Source organism: Pseudomonas sp. F01002, assembly GCF_004402115.1.
GTDB classification, from domain to species: domain Bacteria; phylum Pseudomonadota; class Gammaproteobacteria; order Pseudomonadales; family Pseudomonadaceae; genus Aquipseudomonas; species Aquipseudomonas frigoris.
Map to the genome: position 1 here is coordinate 654,246 of NZ_SOPU01000018.1, position 21,563 is coordinate 675,808.

General features: G+C 60.0%; 20 protein-coding genes and 1 pseudogene. 9 read left to right on the forward strand and 12 right to left on the reverse strand.

What is annotated here, in order from left to right; translation table 11 throughout:
- Complete coding sequence (gene gyrB, locus E3W21_RS16900) at positions 1 to 2,424, forward strand: DNA topoisomerase (ATP-hydrolyzing) subunit B (protein ID WP_129439746.1); 2,424 nt, start codon at positions 1 to 3, stop codon at positions 2,422 to 2,424.
- Positions 2,425 to 2,709: 285 nt separating this feature from the next.
- Here gyrB and E3W21_RS16905 read toward each other — a convergent pair whose 3' ends face one another.
- The 4 genes from E3W21_RS16905 to glyQ form a co-directional block, all read right to left on the reverse strand.
- Entirely contained in the window at positions 2,710 to 3,489 is a 780-nt protein-coding gene (locus E3W21_RS16905; RefSeq protein WP_134421088.1) for a 1-acyl-sn-glycerol-3-phosphate acyltransferase, read from the reverse strand.
- 81 nt (positions 3,490 to 3,570) lie between these two features.
- Positions 3,571 to 4,110: a D-glycero-beta-D-manno-heptose 1,7-bisphosphate 7-phosphatase gene (gene gmhB / locus E3W21_RS16910; RefSeq protein ID WP_165353315.1), complete on the reverse strand. Its 540-nt coding sequence runs from the start codon at positions 4,108 to 4,110 to the stop codon at positions 3,571 to 3,573.
- A gap of 4 nt (positions 4,111 to 4,114) precedes the next feature.
- Positions 4,115 to 6,169: a glycine--tRNA ligase subunit beta gene (gene glyS / locus E3W21_RS16915; RefSeq protein ID WP_134421090.1), complete on the reverse strand. Its 2,055-nt coding sequence runs from the start codon at positions 6,167 to 6,169 to the stop codon at positions 4,115 to 4,117.
- Positions 6,166 to 7,119: a glycine--tRNA ligase subunit alpha gene (gene glyQ / locus E3W21_RS16920; RefSeq protein WP_003213601.1), complete on the reverse strand. Its 954-nt coding sequence runs from the start codon at positions 7,117 to 7,119 to the stop codon at positions 6,166 to 6,168. Before glyQ ends, glyS begins: the two co-directional genes overlap by 4 nt.
- A gap of 81 nt (positions 7,120 to 7,200) precedes the next feature.
- Here glyQ and E3W21_RS16925 point away from each other — a divergent pair, with 81 nt between their 5' ends.
- The 3 genes from E3W21_RS16925 (at position 7,201) to E3W21_RS16935 (ending at position 9,032) form a co-directional block, all read left to right on the forward strand.
- A complete protein-coding gene (locus E3W21_RS16925) occupies positions 7,201 to 7,758 on the forward strand; it encodes a DNA-3-methyladenine glycosylase I (RefSeq protein ID WP_134421092.1) in 558 nt (185 codons plus the stop codon).
- A 40-nt stretch (positions 7,759 to 7,798) separates the two neighbouring features.
- Positions 7,799 to 8,686, forward strand: a complete 888-nt coding sequence (locus E3W21_RS16930; RefSeq protein WP_134421094.1) for a lysophospholipid acyltransferase — start codon at positions 7,799 to 7,801, stop codon at positions 8,684 to 8,686.
- Between the two features lie 106 nt (positions 8,687 to 8,792).
- Positions 8,793 to 9,032: a PilZ domain-containing protein gene (locus E3W21_RS16935; protein WP_008155688.1), complete on the forward strand. Its 240-nt coding sequence runs from the start codon at positions 8,793 to 8,795 to the stop codon at positions 9,030 to 9,032.
- Here the strand turns inward: E3W21_RS16935 and E3W21_RS16940 are convergent, their stop codons facing one another.
- From E3W21_RS16940 to def, 5 genes are all read right to left on the reverse strand, one after another.
- Positions 9,033 to 9,347, reverse strand: coding sequence for a tetratricopeptide repeat protein (locus tag E3W21_RS16940; protein WP_134421096.1), 315 nt, complete (start codon positions 9,345 to 9,347; stop codon positions 9,033 to 9,035).
- Positions 9,348 to 9,459: 112 nt separating this feature from the next.
- Positions 9,460 to 10,833 carry a Trk system potassium transporter TrkA gene (gene trkA / locus E3W21_RS16945; RefSeq protein ID WP_134421098.1) on the reverse strand — a complete coding sequence of 458 codons (1,374 nt, stop codon included), beginning with the start codon at positions 10,831 to 10,833 and terminating at the stop codon, positions 9,460 to 9,462.
- Between the two features lie 22 nt (positions 10,834 to 10,855).
- The gene (gene rsmB / locus E3W21_RS16950; RefSeq protein ID WP_134421100.1) at positions 10,856 to 12,166 is read right to left on the reverse strand and encodes a 16S rRNA (cytosine(967)-C(5))-methyltransferase RsmB; all 1,311 of its coding nucleotides are present in this window, start codon (positions 12,164 to 12,166) and stop codon (positions 10,856 to 10,858) included.
- On the reverse strand, positions 12,163 to 13,122 hold the full coding sequence (fmt, locus tag E3W21_RS16955; RefSeq protein WP_134421102.1) for a methionyl-tRNA formyltransferase: 960 nt from the start codon (positions 13,120 to 13,122) through the stop codon (positions 12,163 to 12,165). Before fmt ends, rsmB begins: the two co-directional genes overlap by 4 nt.
- 57 nt (positions 13,123 to 13,179) lie before the next feature.
- Positions 13,180 to 13,686 (reverse strand): peptide deformylase, encoded by a 507-nt coding sequence (gene def / locus E3W21_RS16960; RefSeq protein ID WP_046056612.1) that lies wholly within the window; start codon positions 13,684 to 13,686, stop codon positions 13,180 to 13,182.
- A 172-nt stretch (positions 13,687 to 13,858) separates the two neighbouring features.
- On the opposite strand from def, the gene E3W21_RS16965 reads away from it, so the two are divergent.
- From E3W21_RS16965 to E3W21_RS16975, 3 genes are all read left to right on the forward strand, one after another.
- Positions 13,859 to 14,884 carry a LysM peptidoglycan-binding domain-containing protein gene (locus E3W21_RS16965; RefSeq protein ID WP_134421104.1) on the forward strand — a complete coding sequence of 342 codons (1,026 nt, stop codon included), beginning with the start codon at positions 13,859 to 13,861 and terminating at the stop codon, positions 14,882 to 14,884.
- Between the two features lie 79 nt (positions 14,885 to 14,963).
- On the forward strand, positions 14,964 to 16,064 hold the full coding sequence (gene dprA / locus E3W21_RS16970; RefSeq protein WP_134421106.1) for a DNA-processing protein DprA: 1,101 nt from the start codon (positions 14,964 to 14,966) through the stop codon (positions 16,062 to 16,064).
- Between the two features lie 54 nt (positions 16,065 to 16,118).
- Positions 16,119 to 16,676, forward strand: coding sequence for an L-threonylcarbamoyladenylate synthase (locus E3W21_RS16975; RefSeq protein ID WP_129439724.1), 558 nt, complete (start codon positions 16,119 to 16,121; stop codon positions 16,674 to 16,676).
- Between the two features lie 40 nt (positions 16,677 to 16,716).
- Here the strand turns inward: E3W21_RS16975 and E3W21_RS16980 are convergent, their stop codons facing one another.
- On the reverse strand, positions 16,717 to 17,694 hold the full coding sequence (locus E3W21_RS16980; RefSeq protein WP_134421108.1) for an NADPH:quinone reductase: 978 nt from the start codon (positions 17,692 to 17,694) through the stop codon (positions 16,717 to 16,719).
- 171 nt (positions 17,695 to 17,865) lie between these two features.
- Between E3W21_RS16980 and hemF the strand changes: the two genes are divergently transcribed.
- Together hemF and aroE are read left to right on the forward strand one after the other, a co-directional pair.
- Positions 17,866 to 18,780 (forward strand): oxygen-dependent coproporphyrinogen oxidase, encoded by a 915-nt coding sequence (gene hemF, locus E3W21_RS16985; RefSeq protein ID WP_129439720.1) that lies wholly within the window; start codon positions 17,866 to 17,868, stop codon positions 18,778 to 18,780.
- A gap of 13 nt (positions 18,781 to 18,793) precedes the next feature.
- A complete protein-coding gene (gene aroE / locus E3W21_RS16990) occupies positions 18,794 to 19,615 on the forward strand; it encodes a shikimate dehydrogenase (RefSeq protein ID WP_134421110.1) in 822 nt (273 codons plus the stop codon).
- Between the two features lie 108 nt (positions 19,616 to 19,723).
- Here aroE and E3W21_RS16995 read toward each other — a convergent pair whose 3' ends face one another.
- Together E3W21_RS16995 and E3W21_RS31795 are read right to left on the reverse strand one after the other, a co-directional pair.
- Positions 19,724 to 21,292: a SulP family inorganic anion transporter gene (locus E3W21_RS16995; RefSeq protein WP_134421112.1), complete on the reverse strand. Its 1,569-nt coding sequence runs from the start codon at positions 21,290 to 21,292 to the stop codon at positions 19,724 to 19,726.
- 145 nt (positions 21,293 to 21,437) lie between these two features.
- Positions 21,438 to 21,563 (reverse strand): annotated as a pseudogene (locus tag E3W21_RS31795) (choline ABC transporter substrate-binding protein); the annotation flags it as partial.

Consider the following 21,563-nt stretch of genomic DNA (forward strand, 5'->3'; position numbering starts at 1 on the left):
TTGAGCGAAGAAAATACGAATACCTACGACTCAACGAGCATTAAAGTGCTGAAAGGCCTGGATGCCGTACGCAAACGTCCCGGTATGTACATTGGTGACACCGACGATGGTAGCGGTCTGCACCACATGGTCTTCGAGGTAGTCGACAACTCCATCGATGAAGCGCTCGCTGGCCACTGCGACGACATTAGCATTATCATCCACCCGGACGAATCCATCACCGTTCGCGACAACGGTCGTGGTATCCCGGTAGACGTGCACAAAGAAGAAGGCGTCTCGGCAGCCGAGGTCATCATGACCGTGCTGCACGCTGGTGGTAAATTCGACGACAACTCCTACAAAGTATCCGGCGGCCTGCACGGTGTAGGTGTGTCGGTGGTGAACGCCCTGTCCGAAGAGCTGGTCTTGACCGTTCGCCGCAGCGGCAAAATCTGGGAACAGACCTACATTCACGGTGTTCCAAAAGAACCGATGAAAATCGTCGGTGAGAGTGAAAGCACCGGCACCCAGATTCACTTCAAGCCGTCCGACCTGACGTTCAAGAACATCCACTTCAGCTGGGACATCCTGGCCAAGCGGATTCGTGAACTGTCCTTCCTCAACTCCGGTGTCGGCATCGTCCTCAAGGATGAGCGCAGCGGCAAGGAAGAGCTGTTCAAGTACGAGGGTGGCCTGCGTGCGTTCGTTGAATACCTGAACACCAACAAGACCCCGGTCAACCAGGTGTTCCACTTCAACATCCAGCGCGAAGACGGCATCGGCGTGGAAATCGCCTTGCAGTGGAACGATAGCTTCAACGAGAACCTGTTGTGCTTCACCAACAACATTCCACAGCGCGATGGCGGTACTCACCTGGTGGGTTTCCGTTCCGCTCTGACGCGTAACCTGAACACCTACATCGAAGCCGAAGGTCTGGCGAAGAAGCACAAAGTCGCGACCACCGGTGACGATGCCCGTGAAGGCCTGACCGCGATCATTTCGGTTAAAGTGCCGGATCCGAAGTTCAGCTCTCAGACCAAAGACAAGCTGGTTTCTTCCGAAGTGAAGACCGCAGTCGAACAGGAAATGGGCAAGTACTTCTCCGACTTCCTGCTGGAAAACCCGAACGAAGCCAAACTGGTCGTCGGCAAGATGATCGATGCGGCTCGCGCTCGTGAAGCGGCGCGTAAAGCCCGTGAGATGACCCGCCGTAAAGGCGCGCTGGATATCGCCGGCCTGCCGGGCAAACTGGCTGACTGCCAGGAAAAAGACCCTGCTCTTTCCGAACTGTACCTCGTGGAAGGTGACTCTGCTGGCGGCTCCGCCAAGCAGGGACGTAACCGCCGGACCCAAGCCATCCTGCCTCTCAAGGGCAAGATCCTGAACGTCGAGAAGGCGCGCTTCGACAAGATGATCTCTTCGCAAGAAGTGGGCACCTTGATCACCGCGCTGGGCTGTGGCATTGGCCGCGATGAGTACAACATCGCGAAGCTGCGTTACCACAACATCATCATCATGACCGATGCTGACGTCGACGGTTCGCACATCCGTACCCTGCTGCTGACCTTCTTCTTCCGTCAGTTGCCGGAGCTGATCGAGCGCGGCTACATCTACATCGCCCAGCCACCGCTGTACAAGGTCAAGAAAGGCAAGCAAGAGCAATACATCAAAGACGACGACGCCATGGAAGAGTACATGACGCAGTCGGCCCTGGAAGATGCGAGCCTGCACCTGAACGAGGAAGCCCCGGGTATTTCCGGACCAGCCCTCGAGCGTCTGGTGAATGACTTCCGTCTGGTGATGAAGACCCTCAAGCGTCTGTCGCGCCTGTACCCACAGGAGCTGACCGAGCACTTCATCTACCTGCCTGCCGTTAGCCTGGAGCAATTGTCCGATCACGCTGCGATGCAGGATTGGATGGCCCAGTACGAAGTTCGCCTGCGCACCGTCGAGAAGTCCGGCCTGGTCTACAAAGCCAGCCTGCGTGAAGACCGTGAACGTAACGTCTGGCTGCCAGAGGTCGAACTGATCTCCCACGGCTTGTCGAACTACGTCACCTTCAACCGCGACTTCTTCGGCAGTAACGACTACAAGACCGTTGTATCGCTGGGCGCTCAATTGAGCACCTTGCTGGACGACGGCGCGTATATCCAGCGTGGCGAGCGCAAGAAGCCGGTCACCGAGTTCAAGGAAGCCCTTGAATGGCTGATGGCCGAAAGCACCAAGCGTCACACCATCCAGCGATACAAAGGTCTGGGTGAGATGAACCCGGATCAGCTGTGGGAAACCACCATGGACCCAGCACAGCGCCGGATGCTCAAAGTGACCATCGAAGACGCCATTGGCGCGGACCAGATCTTCAACACCCTAATGGGTGATGCGGTCGAGCCTCGTCGTGACTTCATCGAAAGCAACGCCCTGGCGGTTTCCAACCTGGACTTCTGATCCAGCAAACCTGCCAAACGAAAAAGGCCAACGCTCAGCGTTGGCTTTTTTATTTCTGCGATTCCGTGAAAGCAGGCCCCACGTGCCGTTTGTTCGAAGCCTGAAATCCAGCAAATCGCAGGCATAAAAAAACCGGCTATATCAGCCGGTTTTTTTGCGCCCGAAAAAAACTTATGCACCATTTCCGGCGTTTTATGTGTTTAGGAAATATGTATATAAATCATAAGCTTAAAAACAAAAAACGCTACTTTTCGACAAAACGGTACACAGGTTATCCACAGAATCTCAGACAGCAACCTGATCGTTGGCGGAGGGGGCCGCAGGGGCTGCTGGCAGCGAGCCCATTTCCCGTTGCATCTGCTCATTCCAGCTCTGCACCCGGTCATTCAGATCGGCAATGGCGCGCGGCCCACTGCCCACGGCGTACATCGGCTCACCGATGATCACGGTGATGACGCCCTGCTTCTTCGCCCAACCGGTTTTCGGCCAGAACTTGCCAGCATTGTGCGCAATCGGCAGCACTGGAAGTGCGGCGTTGACGGCTAAAGCGGTACCACCGCGAGAGAATTTTCCGATGGTGCCGTAAGGAACGCGCGTTCCCTCTGGGAAGATCAGCACCCAGACGCCATCCTTCAGCAGTTCATCGCCCTTCTTCGCCACATGCTTGAGCGCGGCTTTCGGATTGTCGCGGTCGATGGCGATTGGTCGCAGCATGGCCATGGCCCAGCCGAAGAACGGCACAAACAGTAATGAGCGCTTGAGCACTTGGCTCAATGGCTCAAAGTAGGCGGATAGAAAGAATGTCTCCCACGTGCTCTGGTGGTTCGACTGAATCACGCAGGGCTGGTCAGGCACGTTCTCGGCGCCCTTCACTTCGTAGCTGATGCCCAGGAAAACCTTGCTCAGCCACAAGGCGCAGCGGCACCAGTACACATTGATGAAGCGATAGCGCGCCTTGAACGGCAGAAAAGGCGCGATAAAAAAGCTCAGGCTGCACCAGAGCAAGGAGCTGGTGCCCAGCAGCAGGTAAAAGAGGAAGGTTCTGATGGCCTGCAGTATCGACATGGCGACATTTACCGTTGCGGGCACTGCCCGCCTATTCAAGCGCACTCCCGATCAGTCCTTGGCCAGGATGTCAGAAGAGCCTTAGTTGTGGATAAGTTCTGCGGCAATCGCCGCCAGATCGTCAAAAATCAAGGTGCCTACCGGTAGGGTCTTGCCCAAAGTCTTTTCGCCTTTCCCGGTCTTTACCAAAACTGGCTGAGAATCGACGGCTTTGGCGGCCTCCAGGTCACCAAGGGTATCGCCGACGAACCAAAGATTGGTCAGCGATACGTTGTAATGCGCGGCAATGGTTTTCAACATCCCGGGTTTTGGTTTGCGGCAATCGCAGCCATCGTCCGGCCCGTGCGGGCAATAGACGATCAGCCCGACTTCACCGCCCTGCTCCGCCACCCGCTCGCGCAAGCGCTCGTGCATGGCGTCCAGGGTGGCGATGTCGTAATAGCCGCGAGCGATGCCCGACTGGTTGGTAGCCACCGCTACCGTCCAGCCAGCCTTGCTCAACTGCGCGATGGCTTCGATCGAACCCGGGAGCGGAATCCACTCCTCCACCGACTTGATGTAAGCGTCGGAGTCGTAATTGATCACCCCGTCCCGATCGAGAATCAGCAGTTTCAACAGCAGCCCCTCAACCCAGCAGCGAAATGTCGGCGACGCCGAGGAACAGCCCACGCAGGCGCGACAGCAACGCATAACGGTTGGCTCGGACCTTGGCATCTTCAGCGTTGACCATTACGGCTTCGAAGAACGCATCCACTGGCTCGCGCAAGGCAGCCAGACGTGCCAGCGATTCGCTGTACTGACGCGCCGCAGCCATCGGCTGGACAGCCTGGTCAGCCTGCTGGATCGCCGAGTACAAGGAGAACTCGTTGGCGTTGTCGAAGTACTTGGCTTCCACGACCGAAGGAACAGAGCCTTCGACCTTGCTCAGCAAGTTCGAAACGCGCTTGTTCACCGCGGCCAGGGCAGCGGCTTCCGGCAATTTGCGGAAGGCTTCTACCGCTTGTACGCGTTGATCGAAGTCCAGCGCCGAACCCGGCTTCAGGGCACGCACCGACAGGTACGTCCCGACATCCACGCCTTCGTCTTCGTAACGGGCACGCAGACGGTCGAAGATGAACTCCAGCACCGAGTCGTTGAGGCCGGCAACCTTGACCTTGGTACCGAACGCATTCACGGCGAAAGCCACGGCGTCGTTCAGGTCGAGGTCGAGCTTCTTGTCGATCAGGATGCGCAACACGCCCAGTGCAGCACGACGCAGGGCATACGGGTCTTTGCTGCCGGTTGGCAGCATGCCGATGCCGAAAATGCCCACCAGCGTGTCGAGCTTGTCCGCGATGGCCACGGCCGCACCGGTCAGGGTGGTCGGCAGTTCCGCACCGGCACCGCGCGGCATGTATTGCTCGTTCAGTGCCAGTGCAACTTCTTCCGGCTCGCCGTCGTTGAGGGCGTAGTAGTAACCGGCGACACCTTGCATCTCCGGGAACTCACCGACCATCTCGGTCGCCAGGTCGCACTTGGACAGCAGGCCGGCCCGGGAAGCCCATGCGGCGTTACCGCCAATGCGTTGAGCAATAAACGCAGCGAGTTTGGAAACGCGCTCGGCCTTGTCGTAGACGCTGCCAAGTTTTTCCTGGAACACCACGTTCTGCAGACGCAGATTGAAATCTTCGAGTTTTTGCTTCTTGTCTTGCTTGAAGAAGAACTCGGCGTCGGTCAGGCGTGGGCGAACCACTTTCTCGTTACCGGCGATGATCTGCTGCGGGTCTTTGCTTTCGATGTTGGCCACGGTAATGAAACGTGGCAGCAACTTGCCGTCGGCATCCAGCAGGCAGAAGTACTTCTGGTTGTCCTGCATGGTGGTGATCAGGGCTTCTTGCGGCACGTCGAGGAAACGCTCTTCGAACGAGCACACCAGCGGCACCGGCCATTCAACCAGCGCGGTCACTTCGTCGAGCAACGCTGGCGGAACGATCGCCGTCCCTTCCTGCATCGTCGCCAGCTCTTCGACGCGCTTGCTGATCAGCTCGCGACGCTCGTTGGCATCGGCCAATACATAAGCGGCACGCAGGTCGGTCAGGTAGTTGGCCGGCGAGGTGATGCGCACGCTTTCCGGGTGATGGAAGCGGTGACCACGGGAATCGCGGCCGGACTTCTGGGCAAGGATCGTGCAATCGATGACCTGGTCACCGAGCAGCATCACCAGCCACTGAGTCGGACGAACGAATTCTTCCTTGCGAGCACCCCAGCGCATGCGCTTGGGAATAGGCAGGTCGTTCAGGGAATCTTCGACGATGGTCGGCAGCAGGCTCGCGGTTGGCTTGCCGGCAATGCTTTGGCTGTAGCGCAGTTTCGGGCCGCTCTGATCGATTTCGCTCAGGTCGACGCCGCACTTCTTGGCGAAGCCCAAGGCTGCTTGAGTCGGGTTGCCTTCGGCATCGAACGCGGCCTGACGTGGCGGGCCGTCGAGGTTGATGCTGCGATCCGGCTGATGGGTAGCCAGCGAGGTGATCAGCACAGCCAGACGACGTGGCGCGGCGTAGACGGTTTTGGTCTCGTAGTTCAGGCCAGCGGCTTGCAGGCCCTTGTCGATACCGGCCAGGAACGCGTCGGCCAGGGTGTTCAGGGCTTTGGGTGGCAGTTCTTCGGTGCCCAGTTCAACCAGAAAATCTTGAGCACTCATTGTGCAGCCTCCAGCTTAGCCAACACTTCGTCACGCAGATCCGGGGTCGCCATCGGGAAGCCCAGCTTGGCGCGAGCCAGCAGGTAGGCTTGCGCAACGGAACGCGCCAGGGTGCGGACACGCAGAATGTATTGCTGACGCGCGGTCACCGAGATTGCCCGGCGCGCATCCAGCAGGTTGAAGGTGTGGGAGGCCTTCAACACCATTTCGTAGCTCGGCAACGGCAGCGGCTGGTCGAGTTCGATCAGGCGCTTGGCTTCGCTTTCGTAGAAGTCGAACAGCTCGAACAGCTTCTCGACGTTGGCGTGTTCGAAGTTGTAGGTCGACTGCTCCACTTCGTTCTGGTGGAACACGTCGCCGTAGGTCACCTTGCCGAACGGACCGTCAGCCCAGACCAGGTCGTAGACCGAATCCACGCCTTGCAGGTACATGGCCAGACGCTCGAGACCGTAAGTGATCTCGCCGGTCACCGGGTAGCACTCGATGCCGCCCGCTTGCTGGAAGTAAGTGAACTGTGTCACTTCCATGCCATTGAGCCAGACTTCCCAGCCCAGGCCCCAGGCGCCGAGGGTCGGCGATTCCCAGTTGTCTTCAACGAAGCGAATGTCGTGGACCAGTGGGTCCAGGCCGACATGCTTGAGGGAGCCCAGGTACAGTTCCTGGAAGTTGTCCGGGTTCGGCTTCAGCACGACCTGGAACTGGTAGTAGTGCTGCAGACGGTTCGGGTTTTCGCCGTAGCGGCCGTCAGTCGGGCGACGACTGGGCTGCACATAAGCGGCGTTCCAGGTTTCCGGGCCAATGGCGCGCAGGAACGTGGCAGTGTGGAAAGTCCCGGCGCCTACTTCCATATCGTAGGGCTGAAGTACCACACAACCTTGCTCGGCCCAGTATTGCTGGAGGGCGAGGATCAAGTCTTGGAAGGTACGCACGGCTGGCGTAGGCTGGCTCACGAAATTCACCTGTTTCTTGGGCTGCGATTTAAAGAGCGGGAGTATACCCGATTCGGTCCTGCGCACGCCCCCTGGAGCCTTATGCCACGCTGCTTTTGGTGTTCCGAAGATCCGCTGTACATGGCTTATCACGATCAGGAGTGGGGTACGCCGCTACGCGATGCGCAGGGATTGTTCGAGTTGCTTTTGCTCGAAGGGTTCCAGGCCGGCCTTTCCTGGATCACCGTGCTGCGCAAACGTGAGCACTATCGTCAGGTAATGTTCGGCTTCGACGTACAGCGCGTGGCGCAGATGAGCGACGCCGAAATCGATGAATTGATGCTCGATCCGGGCATCATTCGCAATCGCCTCAAACTCAATGCGGCCCGGCGCAATGCCCAGGCCTGGCTGGCTCTGGAGGATCCGGTGGCGTTTCTCTGGTCCTTCGTCGACGGCAAGCCTGTGATCAACCATTTCAAGGATCGCAGCGAAGTGCCGGCCGTGACACCGACCGCCGTGGAGATGAGCAAAGGCCTGAAAAAGGCCGGTTTCACGTTCGTCGGCCCGACTATTTGTTACGCGCTGATGCAGGCCTCGGGCATGGTCATGGACCACACTCAGGATTGTGATCGCTACGCGGCGCTGGCGAACGGCGGTTAGAATAGCCGCCTCGCGCACAGCACAAGATCAGGAGTGACCTGTGGATAAGTTTAAAGGCGCCTTGCTGGTAGGCGCTCTGCGGCTGTTTGCCCTGCTCCCGTGGCGGGCAGTGCAGGCCGTGGGCTCGGCCATCGGCTGGGTCATGTGGAAAACCCCCAACCGTTCCCGCGATGTGGTGCGGATCAATCTCGCCAAGTGTTTCCCGGACATGGACGCGGCTGAACGGGAGCGACTGGTAGGCCAAAGCCTGAAAGACATCGGCAAATCCCTGACCGAAAGCGCCTGCGCCTGGATCTGGCCGGCCCAGCGCTCCATCGACCTGGTGCGTGAAGTCGAAGGTCTCGACGTATTGAAGGACGCCCTCGCCTCCGGCAAAGGGGTCGTTGGCATCACCAGCCACCTGGGCAACTGGGAAGTGTTGAACCACTTCTATTGCAGCCAGTGCAAACCGATCATTTTTTATCGTCCGCCGAAGTTGAAGGCGGTGGATGATTTGCTGCGCAAGCAGCGGGTGCAATTGGGCAATCGGGTGGCCGCTTCCACCAAGGAAGGCATCCTCAGCGTCATCAAGGAAGTGCGCAAAGGTGGTGCAGTGGGCATTCCCGCTGACCCGGAACCGGCCGAATCCGCCGGGATCTTCGTGCCGTTCTTCGCCACCCAGGCCCTGACCAGCAAGTTCGTACCGAACATGCTCGCCGGCGGCAAAGCGGTCGGCGTGTTTCTGCATGCGCTACGGCTGCCGGACGGTTCGGGTTACAAAGTGATCCTCGAAGCCGCGCCAGAGGCCATGTACAGCACCGATACCGAAACGTCCTGCGCAGCCATGAGCCAAGTGGTCGAGCGCTATGTGCGGGCGTATCCGAGCCAGTACATGTGGAGCATGAAGCGCTTCAAGAAGCGTCCACCCGGCGAAGAACGCTGGTACTGATAAGGCTGGCACGATCTGTGGATAACCCGTAGGAGCTGCCGCAGGCTGCGATCTTTTGATCTTGCTCATCGGCTTATCCACAACACGTTCAATAAGGGCGCAACAGATGTCCGAACACCGCAAATCCTTTCGCATCAAGATCAGTCACCACAGCTTCGGCGAATGCCTGGGCCAGACACGTAACCTGTCGACGACAGGCGTCTACGTCAAGCATCCGGGCTTGTCGGCGTTACCCAAGGGCGCGGTGGTTTACGGACAGGTGCAGGACTTACCCACAGGCGCGCCGCGCGTGCGCATGGAAGTGGTGCTGGTGGATGCAGAGGGCATTGGCCTGCGATACCTCTGATCAGTGAGCCTGACGCTCAAGCTTCTTCAGAAACACGGTCATTTCCTTTTCGGCCTGCTTGTCGCCATGGGCGCGAGCGGCTTCCAGGCCCAGTTCCCACGCCTGACGTGCCGCCGCGAAATCCTTCAGCCCCAGATGGGCCTTGCCCAAAAGCTTCCAGGCTGCTGAATACTTCGGATCGAATTCGACGCAACGCTGGAAATGCTCAGCGGCCTTGGCGTTTTCCCCAAGATCCAGATAACCCTTGCCCAGCCCGAAGCGCAGCAATGAGTTATCCACACCCTTGGCGAGCATTTTTTCCAGGGATTCGAGCATGGGTGGATTCCTTTGGCGTGCTGAAGCGAAGATCAAAAGATCGCAGCCTCCGGCAGCTCCTACTGAGATCGGCGTAGGAGCTGCCGAAGGCTGCGATCTTGGCGATTTTGAATTAGAAAAAGCTCAACCCCACATGGAACAGCTTTTCCACATCCCGAATATGCTTCTTATCCACAAGGAACAGAATCACATGGTCACCCGCCGCAATCACCGTGTCATCGTGGGCAATGATCACCTCTTCGTCGCGGATGATTGCGCCGATGGTGGTTCCCGGCGGCAGACCTATGTTCTCAATAGACTTGCCAATGACCTTACTCGACTTCTCATCACCGTGGGCAATCGCCTCGATGGCTTCCGCCGCGCCCCGGCGCAATGAGTGCACGCTGACGATATCGCCACGGCGCACGTGGGCCAGTAAGGTGCCGATGGTCGCCAATTGCGGGCTGATGGCGATGTCGATGTCGCCGCCCTGGATCAGGTCGACGTAGGCCGGGTTGTTGATGATGGTCATCACCTTCTTCGCACCCAGGCGCTTGGCCAGCAGCGAGGACATGATGTTGGCTTCGTCGTCGTTGGTCAGGGCCAGGAAAAGGTCAGCGTCGGCGATGTTCTCTTCCAGCAGTAGATCCCGATCCGAAGCGCTGCCCTGCAGTACCACGGTGCTGTCAAGGGTGTCCGAGAGATGACGGCAGCGGGCCGGGTTCATCTCGATGATCTTCACTTGGTAACGGCTTTCGATGGCCTCGGCCAGACGCTCACCGATCTGCCCGCCGCCCGCGATGACGATGCGTTTGTAGCTCTCATCGAGGCGGCGCATTTCGCTCATCACGGCGCGAATATTCGCCTTGGCGGCGATGAAAAAGACTTCGTCGTCTGCCTCGATCACCGTATCGCCCTGCGGCAGGATCGGCCGATCACGACGAAAAATCGCCGCCACCCGGGTTTCGACATTCGGCATGTGCTCACGCAACTGACGCAGTTGCTGACCCACCAGCGGGCCGCCGTAATACGCCTTGACCGCCACCAATAGGGCTTTGCCTTCGGCGAAGTCGATCACCTGCAAGGCGCCCGGATGCTGGATCAGGCGCTTGATGTAATGGGTGACCACTTGCTCCGGGCTGATCAGCACGTCCACCGGAATCGCTTCGTTGTCGAACAACTCGGAGCGAGTCAGGTAGGCAGCTTCGCGAACCCGGGCAATTTTGGTCGGGGTGTGAAACAGGGAGTGGGCAACCTGGCAGGCAATCATGTTGGTTTCGTCGCTGTTGGTCACCGCCACCAGCATGTCGGCATCGTCGGCGCCGGCCTGACGCAGCACGGTCGGCAGCGAGCCGCGGCCTTGCACAGTGCGGATGTCCAACCGATCACCGAGGTCGCGCAGACGTTCGCCATCAGTGTCGACCACGGTGATGTCATTGGCCTCGCTGGCCAAGTGTTCCGCCAGCGAACCGCCGACCTGCCCTGCGCCGAGGATGATGATTTTCATCCAGTCACTCCCTTAAAACCCATTAACCGCGCGCGGCGGCGATCTTGATCAGCTTGGCGTAGTAGAACCCGTCGTGGCCGCCTTCCTGAGCCAGCAATTGGCGGCCGTGAGGTTGCTTGATACCGGCTTGAGTCGCGAGGTCCAGTTCACGGGCACCCGGCGTGCGAGCGAGGAAGGCTTCGATGACTTCGGTGTTCTCGGTCGGCAGCGTGGAGCAGGTGGCGTAAAGCAGGATGCCGCCGACCTCCAAAGTTATCCACATGGCATCGAGCAGTTCGCCCTGGAGAACCGCGAGTGCGGCGATGTCGTCGGGTTGGCGAGTCAGCTTGATGTCCGGGTGACGACGAATCACGCCGGTGGCCGAGCACGGCGCGTCCAGCAGAATGCGCTGGAACGGCTTGCCGTCCCACCAGGTGGCGGTGTCGCGGCCGTCGGCGGCGATCAGTTCGGCGCTCAGGCCCAGGCGTGCGAGGTTTTCCCGCACTCGCACCAGACGCTTGGCTTCCAGGTCCACCGCTACCACGCCGGCAAGTGCCGGCTCGGCTTCAAGGATGTGGCAGGTCTTGCCGCCCGGGGCACAGCAGGCGTCCAGCACCCGTTGGCCCGGAGCCAGGTCGAGCAGATCGGCGGCCAGTTGCGCGGCTTCGTCCTGCACGCTGATCCAGCCTTCTGCGAAACCCGGCAAGCTGCGCACGTCGGCAGCGGCGTCGAGAATGATGCCGTCCTGACTGTAAACACACGGCGTGGCGGCGATGCCGGCGTCGGTCAGCAACCCGAGATAAGCATCGCGACTGTGATGACGACGGTTGACCCGCAAGATCATCGGCGGATGCGCGTTGTTCGCCGCACAAATGGCTTCCCACTGCTCGGGCCAGAAAGCCTTCAGGGATTTTTGCAGCCAGCGCGGGTGGGCAGTGCGCACCACAGGATCGTGTTCCAGCTCGGCCAGCAGCGCTTCGCTTTCACGCTGGGCGCGGCGCAACACGGCGTTGAGCAAGGCCTTGGCCCAGGGCTTTTTCAGCTTGTCGGCGCAACCCACGGTTTCGCCGATGGCGGCATGGGCCGGAACCCGGGTGTAGAGCAACTGGTAGAGCCCAACCAGCAACAGCGCTTCGACATCGGCGTCGGCTGCCTTGAACGGCTTCTGCAGCAACTTGGCCGCCAACGCCGACAAACGCGGCTGCCAGCGAGCGGTGCCGAACGCCAGGTCCTGAGTGAAGCCGCGGTCGCGGTCTTCGACCTTGTCCATTTGTGTTGGCAGGGAGCTGTTGAGTGAGGCTTTTCCGTTAAGAACAGCAGCGAGTGCCTTGGCGGCGGCCAGACGTGGATTCATTGAGCGTCCGCCGCTTGACCGAGGACGGTGCCGACGGCGAATTTCTCACGACGGCTGTTGAACAAGTCGCTGAAGTTCAGTGCCTTGCCGCCGGGCAATTGCAGACGGGTCAGACACAGGGCCTGCTCACCGCAGGCGACGATCAAACCGTCCTTGCTGGCGCTGAGGATTTCACCTGGAGCGCCCTGCCCTTCGGCGAGGCTCGCAGCCAGCACCTTCAATGCTTCGCCATTCAGCGTGCTGTGGCAGATCGGCCATGGGTTGAAGGCGCGGACCAGACGTTCCAGCTCAACCGCCGGACGGCTCCAGTCGATGCGCGCTTCATCTTTGTTCAATTTTTGCGCGTAGGTGGCGAGGCTGTCGTCCTGCACGTCGCCTTCCAAAGTGCCCGCAGCGAGGCCGGCAATCGCCTGAATCACCGCTGGCGGGCCCATTTCGGCCAGACGGTCGTGGAGGCTGCCACCAGTGTCTTCACCGGTGATCGGCGTAGTGACTTTCAGGAGCATCGGCCCGGTGTCGAGGCCCAGTTCCATGCGCATCACGGTCACACCGCTTTCGCTGTCGCCCGCTTCAACGGCGCGCTGGATCGGTGCAGCACCGCGCCAGCGTGGCAACAGCGAGGCGTGGCTGTTGATGCAACCCAGGCGCGGAATATCCAGCACCACTTGCGGCAGGATCAGGCCGTAGGCGACCACCACCAGCAAGTCAGGTTTGAGCGCGGCCAGTTCAGCCTGAGCGTCTTCGTTGCGCAGGGTTGGCGGTTGCAGCACCGTGATGTTGTTCTCGAGAGCCAACTGCTTGACCGGGCTTGGCATCAACTTTTGCCCACGGCCCGCCGGACGGTCCGGTTGGGTGTAGACCGCGACGATCTCGTAAGGGCTGTCGAGCAGGGCCTTTAGGTGTTCGGCGGCGAATTCCGGGGTGCCGGCAAAGACGATGCGCAGTGGCTCAGTCATTCAAAAGGTCTCGCAAAAGAAAAAGGCTTGCCGCAGCAAGCCTTTGAAAGGAGGGCATCAAGCGTTCTGGCGATGGAGCTTTTCCAGTTTCTTCTTGATTCGGTCGCGTTTGAGATTGGACAGGTAGTCGACGAACAATTTGCCGTTCAGGTGGTCGCATTCATGCTGGATGCATACCGCGAGCAGGCCTTCGGCGATCAGTTCGTAAGGCTGGCCGTCGCGGTCCAGGGCCTTGATTTTGACCTTCTGTGGGCGATCGACGTTTTCGTAGAAGCCCGGCACCGAGAGGCAGCCTTCCTGATATTGCTCCATCTCGTCGGTCAGGGTTTCGAACTCGGGGTTGATGAACACCCGTGGTTCGCTGCGGTCTTCGGAGAGGTCCATCACGACGATACGTTTGTGCACGTTGACCTGGGTCGCGGCGAGGCCGATGCCTGGCGCTTCATACATTGTTTCAAACATGTCATCGACCAACTGACGCACTTCGTCGTCCACTACGGCCACAGGTTTGGCGATAGTGCGCAGGCGCGAATCGGGGAATTCGAGGATGTCTAAAATGGCCATAAGCTTAATTGCTGCACGTTTGAGGTAATGTCGGGTCGATGGCCTGGCGGGTCCGAAGATGCAGGCTACCGTTGTAAAACGTAGCTTCCTTCTCTTTTTGGTAAAGAGTCGGGAGCGAGCCACGAGGGCTCTGGCGTTCTACGCGAATGCACATAATAAAGGGATTCACCGCATGAGGAAATCACTACTCGCCTTGCTCCTTCTGGCCTCGGCCGGTTTGGCGCACGGGCAAGTGCAACTCAAGGAAGGTTTTCCACAGCAATACACTGTGGTATCGGGTGACACACTCTGGGACATCTCGGGGAAATTCCTTCGTGAACCGTGGAAATGGCCGGAGCTCTGGCAGGCCAATCCACAGATCGAAAACCCCAATCTCATCTACCCCGGCGACTCGCTGTCGCTGGTCTACGTCAACGGGCAACCACGCCTGACCCTCAATCGCGGCGCTTCCCGGGGCACCATCAAGCTTTCGCCACGCATCCGCAGCAGCCCGGTTGCCGATGCGATCCCAAGCATTCCGCTGCAGTCGATCAACAGCTTTCTGCTGAGCAACCGCATCGTCGACACGGTCGAGGACTTCGACAAGGCGCCTTATATCGTCGCCGGCGATGCCGAACGCGTGCTCAGTGGCACCGGTGATCGAATCTTCGCTCGCGGCCACTTCGATCCGGCTCAGCCGGTTTACGGCATCTTCCGTCAGGGCAAGGTCTACACCGATCCTGTCAGTAAAGAATTTTTGGGGATCAATGCCGACGACATCGGCGGTGGCGAGATTGTGGCCACCGAAGGCGACGTCGCCACCCTGGCGCTGCAACGCACGACCCAGGAAGTTCGCCTCGGCGACCGCTTGTTCAGCGGTCAAGAGCGATCGATCAACTCGACCTTCATGCCCAGTGCGCCAAAAACCGAGATCAACGGGTTGATTATCGACGTGCCGCGCGGGGTTACCCAAATTGGCGCGCTGGATGTGGTCACGCTGAACAAGGGCCATCGCGATGGCTTGGCCGAAGGCAACGTGTTGGTGGTGATGAAAACCGGCGAGACCGTGCGTGACCGGATCACCGGTCAGCCACTGAAAATCCCGGATGAACGCGCCGGTCTGCTGATGGTTTTCCGCACCTATGACAAGCTCAGCTACGGGCTGGTGCTCAACGCATCACGCTCCCTGGCGGTGCTGGACAAGGTGCGAAATCCTTAACAGGCTCTACAAGTTACCAACAGAGTTATCCACAGCTTATTCCCGTTTGAACGGGGCTCATAACGATCAAGGATGATCCATGTCGCTGTCTGCTTTTGCACCGGTTTCCCCTGCGGAACTGGAAGCTCGTTTACGTTTGCATCGCCTGCCGGAACTCGGTCCTGCGCGTTTCAAGAAATTGCTTGAGGCCTTCGGCTCGGCGTCCAAGGCTATCAGCGCGCCGGCCAGTGCCTGGCGTTCACTGGGTTTGCCACTCGCTTGCGCGGAGGCCAGGCGCTCCAGTGAAATCCGTGATGGCGCGAGCCATGCATTGGCCTGGTTAGAGCGTCCGGGCCAGCATTTACTGATGTGGGACCAATCTGACTACCCGGCACTGCTGGCGGAAATCAGTGATGCGCCGCCATTGTTATTCGTGGCGGGCAATCCTGGCATTCTGGAAAAACCGCAGCTGGCGATGGTCGGCAGCCGTCGCGCTTCGCGGCCGGGCATGGACACCGCCGCCGCCTTTTCCCGAAGTTTGGCCGGCGCCGGTTTTGTCATTACCAGCGGTCTGGCACTGGGTATTGATGCCGCCGCGCATCAAGCCGCTTTGGATGTGGGCGGGCGAACGGTCGGTGTACTTGGCACGGGACTTGAAAAGTTTTATCCACAGCGCAATCGAAGGCTGGCAGACGCGATGATCGCCTCGGGCAGCGCAGTGCTTTCGGAGTTCCCGCTGGACGCCGGACCGACCGCCAGCAACTTCCCCCGGCGCAATCGGATCATCAGCGGTTTATCCCTGGGTGTGCTGGTGGTCGAGGCGAGTGTCGCCAGCGGTTCACTGATCACCGCGAGGCTGGCGGCGGAACAAGGGCGCGAGGTGTATGCGATTCCCGGGTCGATTCATCACCCGGGCGCAAAGGGTTGTCATCAGCTGATCCGCGACGGTGCGGTGCTGGTGGAAACCATCGAGCATATCCTCGAAGCGTTGCGCGGCTGGCAGCAGTTGCCGTTATCCACAGCGACACCAGCGGTGACACATCCGTTGCTTATGCTGCTTCACGCGGCGCCCCACACCAGTGAAGCGTTGTCCGTCACCAGCGGTTGGGCCTTGCCAAAAGTGCTGGCAGCGCTGACGGAGCTGGAAATGGACGGCCGTGCTGTCTGCGAAAGCGGGCGTTGGTTTGCGCGGGTGAGCTAGGTTTTATAAGGAAGATGGGTAAACTGCGCAGAGCCTTATTCCGGAGAGTTTTTCATGGTTAACAGTTGGCGTGTGCAACAAGCCGCGCAAGCCATTCGCGCAGGTGCGGTGATTGCCTATCCAACCGAAGCGGTCTGGGGGCTGGGTTGCGACCCATGGGACGAAGAGGCGGTTGAGCGTCTGTTGATGCTCAAGGGCCGGTCTGTGGGTAAGGGGCTGATTCTGGTCGCCGACAACATCCGGCAGTTCGACTTCCTCTTCGAAGACTTCCCGGAGCTGTGGATGGACCGCATGGCCAGCACCTGGCCGGGACCGAACACCTGGCTGGTGCCGCATCAGAATATGTTGCCCCAGTGGATTACCGGCGTGCATGAAACGGTGGCGCTGCGGGTCAGCGATCATCCGCTGGTGCGGGATTTGTGTGCGTTGGTCGGGCCGCTGGTGTCGACCTCGGCCAATCCACAGGGCCGGCCGGCGGCGCGCACACGGATTCGCGTGGAGCAGTATTTCCGTGGGCAGTTGGATTTGGTGTTGGGCGGGAATCTGGGTGGGCGCAAGAACCCGAGCGTGATCCGAGACCTGGCAACCGGGCATGTCGTGCGCCCGGATTGAGACCGAGGTGACCGCATTCGACTTGCTCGCGAAGAGGCCCTCAAGGCAATAAAACAGTCGAACCAGTCGTACGCCGTGCTGACAACTCAGTCTGCGCCTTCGCCGCTTCAGCCAATGGATACTTCTGGCTGATGTCCACCTTCAACTTGCCACTGATGATCATCTCAAACAGCTCATCCGCCATACACTGCAGGTTTGCAGCATTGTTGGCGTAAGTCGCGAGGGTAGGCCGGGTCACGTACAACGAACCCTTCGCCGACAGAATTCCCAGGTTCACCCCGTCTACCGCACCCGACGCATTGCCGAAGCTCACCACCAGACCGCGAGGCGCCGCGCTATCAAGCGAAGTCAGCCAAGTGTCCTTGCCCACGCCGTCGTACACCACCGGGACTTTTTTGCCGTCGGTCAATTCCAGTACGCGCTGTGCGACGTTTTCATGACTGTAATCGATGGTCGCCCAAGCGCCGTTGGCCTTTGCCAGCGCGGCTTTCTCCGGTGAGCTGACCGTGCCGATCAACTTCACATCCAAGGCCTTGGCCCACTGGCAGGCCAGGGAACCGACGCCACCCGCGGCAGCGTGGAACAGGATGGTTTCGCCACCCTTGAGTTCATACGTCTGACGCAACAGGTACTGCACGGTCAGGCCCTTGAGCATTACGCCGGCGGCCTGTTCGAAGCTGATCGCGTCCGGCAGATGCACCAGATTGGCCTCCGGCAACACGTGAACGTCGCTGTAGGCGCCCAATGGACCGCTGCCATACGCCACGCGATCACCGACCTTGAACCGGGTGACTTCACTGCCCACCGCCTCGACCACGCCCGCGCCTTCCGAGCCCAGGCCCGATGGCAGGGCTGGCGGTGCATAGAGACCGCTGCGGTAATAGGTGTCGATGTAATTCAGGCCGATGGCCTTGTTGGTCACGCGAACCTGCTGCGGGCCGGGCTCGGCGGGTTGGTAATCGACATATTCGAGCACTTCGGGGCCGCCATGGGCGCGGAACTGGATACGCTTAGCCATCAGAACTCTCCTTAGGTCTTAGCTACTAGAGTTGTAGCGCGAAGCTCCCTATCGGACTCCTATGCTTGATCTTCGTCAACTGCGACGGGGCAAGGTGCAGTGTTATCCTACGCAGCAATTTGCCGCCGGCCATTAAGCGCCGCGTAGCTTTGCCCGATTCAAGGTGATGACATGACGACCCGCACCGAGGCCGTAAAAGCCTACCTGCTCGACCTGCAAGACCGCATTTGCGCGGCCCTCGAAGCTGAAGACGGCGGCACGCAGTTCGTCGAAGACGCCTGGACCCGGCCTGCCGGTGGTGGCGGTCGCACCCGGGTGATCGAAAACGGTGCTGTCATCGAAAAGGGCGGCGTCAACTTTTCCCACGTCTTCGGCAGCGGTCTCCCACCCTCCGCCAGCGCCCATCGACCAGAACTGGCCGGTCGTGGCTTTGAAGCCCTAGGCGTGTCGCTGGTGATTCACCCGCACAACCCGCACGTGCCGACGTCCCACGCCAACGTGCGCTTTTTCATCGCTGAAAAAGATGGCGAAGAACCAGTCTGGTGGTTCGGCGGTGGCTTCGACCTGACCCCTTATTACGGCAATGAAGAAGACTGCGTGCACTGGCACCGCGTCGCCGAGCAGGCCTGCGCGCCGTTTGGCCCGGACGTCTACTCGCGCTACAAGGCCTGGTGTGACAGCTACTTCCACATCAAGCATCGCCATGAGCCGCGCGGCATCGGTGGCCTGTTCTTCGATGACTTGAACGAGTGGGACTTCGACACCAGCTTCGCCTTTATGCGCGCCATCGGTGACGCGTTCATCGACGCCTACCTGCCGATCGTGCAGCGCCGCAAAAATGATGCGTTTACCGCCAAACAGCGTGAATTCCAGGAATTCCGCCGTGGGCGCTACGTTGAATTCAACCTGGTCTACGACCGCGGCACGCTGTTCGGTCTGCAATCGGGCGGGCGTACCGAGTCGATCCTGATGTCCCTGCCACCGCAAGTTCGCTGGGGCTACGACTGGAAATCCGAGCCGGGCAGCGAAGAAGCACGCCTGACCGAGTACTTCCTGCAAGACCGCGATTGGTTGGCCAAGGCCTGAACGAGGAATCCTGATGGACCGTTATGTAGTTTTCGGTAACCCGATTGGCCACAGCAAGTCGCCGCTGATCCACCGCCTGTTCGCCGAGCAGACGGCTCAAAAACTGGACTACCGCACGTTGCTGGCGCCCCTCGACGATTTTTCCACCTGCGCCCGGACGTTTTTCCTCGAAGGTCGTGGGGCGAATGTGACGGTGCCGTTCAAGGAAGAGGCCTATCGTCTGGCGAACAGTCTGACGGCACGGGCGCAACGCGCCGGTGCGGTGAACACCCTGAGCAAACTGGCCGATGGCAGCCTACTGGGCGACAACACCGATGGCGCCGGACTGGTGCGGGACCTGACGGTCAACGCCGGTTTCAGCCTCAAGGGCAAACGCATCCTGCTGCTCGGTGCTGGCGGTGCGGTGCGCGGTGCACTGGAGCCGTTGCTGGCCGAGCAACCCGCCTCGGTGATCATCGCCAACCGCACGGTGGAAAAAGCCGAACTGTTGGCGGAATTGTTCGCGGACCTGGGGCCGGTGTCGGCCAGTGGTTTTGATTGGTTGAAGGAGTCGGTGGACCTGATCATCAACGCGACGTCCGCCAGTCTGTCAGGGGATGTACCGCCGATTGCCAGCAGTTTGATCGAGCCGGGCAAAACGGTGTGCTACGACATGATGTACGGCAAGGAGCCGACCTCATTCTGCCGTTGGGCCAGTGAACATGGCGCGGCGGTGTCGATGGATGGTTTGGGGATGCTCGCCGAACAAGCGGCAGAAGCCTTCTTCCTGTGGCGCGGCGTGCGGCCGGACACGGCGCCGGTGCTGGCTGAACTTCGCCGCCAACTCGCACTTTAAGAGCTTCGCGAGCAAGCCCGCTCCCACATTTTTACCGAGTTCTCCAGAAGAATGCGATCGAATGTGGGAGCGGGCTTGCTCGCGATTGGCTGCGACACCGATTTTGGATTAGTCCTCAAACCGGATTGGGCATTTCTCCGCGCCTTCCAGCTTCCGCAACTCTTCCACCACCTGCGGCCGCGCGCGCCGCAGGGTCAGGCTGCGATCCTGGCGCAGTAGCCGTCGCGCTTCCTGGTGCAACATCTCCACGCCTGAATAGTCGATGAAGTTGATTTGCTGCGCCTCGATCACCACGCGCGCGCCGTGCATTCGTTGCAGGCGTACTTGCAGGTAATGGCTGGCGCCGAAAAAGATTGAGCCGCCAACTCGCAGGATGTCTTCATCCCCATCCCGCCAATGCTGGACTCGCGGTTGCGAGGTGCGTTTGAGGTAGAAGAACAGCGAAGCCAGCACCCCGGCGTAGATCGCGGTCTGCAATTCCAGCAGCAGTGTGGCGACACAGGTCAGCGCCATGACCAGAAACTCGGCGCGGCTGACCCGCAACAACGCGCGAATGCCGCGATGATCCACCAGCCCCCAGGCTATCAACAGAATGCTGCCGGCCATGGCCGGGATCGGTATGTGCGCGATCAAATTCGCGCCGAACATGGCGAACAGCGCCACCCACACCGCCGAAAAAACGCCGGCCATCGGCGAGCAGGCGCCCGCTTCGTAGCTCAGGCCCGAGCGGGTGAAGGAACCGGCTGACAGCGATCCGGAAAAAAACGCACCGACCATGTTCGATAAACCCTGGGCGCGGACCTCTTGGTTGGCGTCGAGCAACTGCTGGGAGCGGGCCGACAAGGATCGGGCAATCGACAGACTGGTGACCAGCCCGAGCATGCCCACCGCCACCGCGCTGGGTAGCAAGCGCAGAATCAGATCAAGATCCAGCGGCAGCGGGCTGAAGGGCGGCAGCCGCCCGACAAACGCGCTGACCAACTTCACATGACCAAACATCGATGGCCAGAGCCAGACCAGCAATCCGCTCAGCGCCAAGGTGATCAACAGCGTCGGCCAGCGCGGCAGGAGCAATTTGAGGATCACTCCCACGACGACCGTCGCCAGGCCCAGCATTAGCGACGGTTTATCCACAGCGCCGAGATGACTCAACAGCATCATCAAGCTGTTCAGCGCCGTCGCTTGGTTGGGCAATTCCAGCCCCAACAGATTCGGCAGTTGACCAATGGCAATCACCACCGCCGCGCCGAGGGTGAAACCCAGCACTACCGAGTGCGAGACGAAATTCACCAAGGCGCCGAAGCGCAGCAAACCGAGCAGCCACTGGAAAATGCCGGCAAGCAGCGTCAGCAACAGGATCAGGGTGACGTAGTCCTCTGACGCCGGAACGGCCAGGGGACTGACGCTGGCGTACAAGACAATAGAAATCGCCGCCGTAGGACCGCAGATCAAGTGCCACGAAGAACCCCAGAGACAGGCGATCAGCACCGGGATAATCGCCGCGTACAGACCGTATTCAGGTGGGAGACCGGCGATCAGCGCGTAGGCAATGGATTGCGGCAACGCGAGAATCGCGCCGCTGAGGCCGACGATCAGATCGCGACCGACGCTGGCGCGAGTTTGCCGAGGCAACCAGCTGAGGAAAGGGAAGAGCGAATGGCGGCTTGGAAAGGCCATGGGTCCTCTCGGGTGGGATTTTGCGCAAGGGTAGCAGGACGAGACACTGTGGGAGCGGGCTTGNCTCGCGAATGCGGTGGGTCATTCAACATTGATATCGACTGACCCACCGCATTCGCGAGCAAGCCCGCTCCCACATGGGGTGCTAGAGCTTGGCTTTCACCGCCCCCAACGCATCTTTCCCATCCACGGTCTTCACCCCGTCCAGCCACTTATCCAGCACCGCCGGATTAGCCTTGATCCACGCCTTGGCCGCATCAGCATTGCTGAC

Excerpts from the sequence above, each read along its gene's own strand:
- E3W21_RS16965 (WP_134421104.1), top strand. The coding sequence starts at position 13,859 with ATGAGGAAATCACTACTCGCCTTGCTCCTTCTGGCCTCGGCCGGTTTG.
- E3W21_RS16925 (WP_134421092.1), top strand. The coding sequence starts at position 7,201 with ATGCCACGCTGCTTTTGGTGTTCCGAAGATCCGCTGTACATGGCTTAT.
- aroE (WP_134421110.1), top strand. The coding sequence starts at position 18,794 with ATGGACCGTTATGTAGTTTTCGGTAACCCGATTGGCCACAGCAAGTCG.
- rsmB (WP_134421100.1), bottom strand. The coding sequence starts at position 12,166 with ATGAATCCACGTCTGGCCGCCGCCAAGGCACTCGCTGCTGTTCTTAAC.
- E3W21_RS16975 (WP_129439724.1), top strand. The coding sequence starts at position 16,119 with ATGGTTAACAGTTGGCGTGTGCAACAAGCCGCGCAAGCCATTCGCGCA.
- hemF (WP_129439720.1), top strand. The coding sequence starts at position 17,866 with ATGACGACCCGCACCGAGGCCGTAAAAGCCTACCTGCTCGACCTGCAA.
- E3W21_RS16940 (WP_134421096.1), bottom strand. The coding sequence starts at position 9,347 with ATGCTCGAATCCCTGGAAAAAATGCTCGCCAAGGGTGTGGATAACTCA.
- E3W21_RS16905 (WP_134421088.1), bottom strand. The coding sequence starts at position 3,489 with ATGTCGATACTGCAGGCCATCAGAACCTTCCTCTTTTACCTGCTGCTG.
- fmt (WP_134421102.1), bottom strand. The coding sequence starts at position 13,122 with ATGACTGAGCCACTGCGCATCGTCTTTGCCGGCACCCCGGAATTCGCC.
- trkA (WP_134421098.1), bottom strand. The coding sequence starts at position 10,833 with ATGAAAATCATCATCCTCGGCGCAGGGCAGGTCGGCGGTTCGCTGGCG.
- E3W21_RS16980 (WP_134421108.1), bottom strand. The coding sequence starts at position 17,694 with ATGGCTAAGCGTATCCAGTTCCGCGCCCATGGCGGCCCCGAAGTGCTC.
- E3W21_RS16935 (WP_008155688.1), top strand. The coding sequence starts at position 8,793 with ATGTCCGAACACCGCAAATCCTTTCGCATCAAGATCAGTCACCACAGC.
- E3W21_RS16995 (WP_134421112.1), bottom strand. The coding sequence starts at position 21,292 with ATGGCCTTTCCAAGCCGCCATTCGCTCTTCCCTTTCCTCAGCTGGTTG.
- dprA (WP_134421106.1), top strand. The coding sequence starts at position 14,964 with ATGTCGCTGTCTGCTTTTGCACCGGTTTCCCCTGCGGAACTGGAAGCT.
- def (WP_046056612.1), bottom strand. The coding sequence starts at position 13,686 with ATGGCCATTTTAGACATCCTCGAATTCCCCGATTCGCGCCTGCGCACT.
- glyS (WP_134421090.1), bottom strand. The coding sequence starts at position 6,169 with ATGAGTGCTCAAGATTTTCTGGTTGAACTGGGCACCGAAGAACTGCCA.